This is a genomic window from Empedobacter sp. UBA5036, from assembly GCF_002415215.1.
In the GTDB taxonomy this organism is placed as follows: Bacteria; Bacteroidota; Bacteroidia; order Flavobacteriales; family Weeksellaceae; genus Empedobacter; species Empedobacter falsenii_B.
On the sequence record NZ_DICC01000034.1, the window covers coordinates 1 to 548 of the forward strand.

The following is a 548-nucleotide window of genomic DNA, read 5'->3' on the forward strand; positions in this document are numbered from 1 at the left end:
TTAAATAATTTGAGTTTTTAGATTATTAATATTTTGATAAAAGTAAGTTCTATATAATGTACTGAATCACTGATAGTGCAGTAATTTTAGCTAGAATTTTGGTTTTAAATCTCTCAAAAGTCTTTGCATAATTGCGTCTAATCATAAATTGTTCGTATAGTAGAGAAAATAAAGTTTCAATTCTTTTTGAATGTATAAAACTGAGGTTTGTAATCTTTTTGATTCGATCTTTTCAGTGTTTCTAATCGATATTAACTTCATTAAATAAATCAATATGTTTCAAAAATGAATACATGAACAGATGCTGGACTAATGTTAAAACTCAGGAAAACACCACTTAAAGAACAAACAGCATGAAGTTTATAACCATAAAAAGACATTTACTGAGAAGCACAAAAACCTCTGTTTTGTGCATTATACTAGTGTTCCTTGTAAATTTTGAGCTATTTATACTTGCTATTTTACAAAACTGAAACGGCATACTATCAATGATTAAAACAATTTTCAAATTCATTATATTCTTTCGATAATTTGAGGCGAATACTATT

1 pseudogene is annotated in these 548 nt (G+C 26.1%); it reads right to left on the reverse strand.

The annotated features are described in order from the left end of the window. Window positions 1-548, reverse strand: a pseudogene (locus B4J88_RS15265) (transposase); the annotation flags it as partial.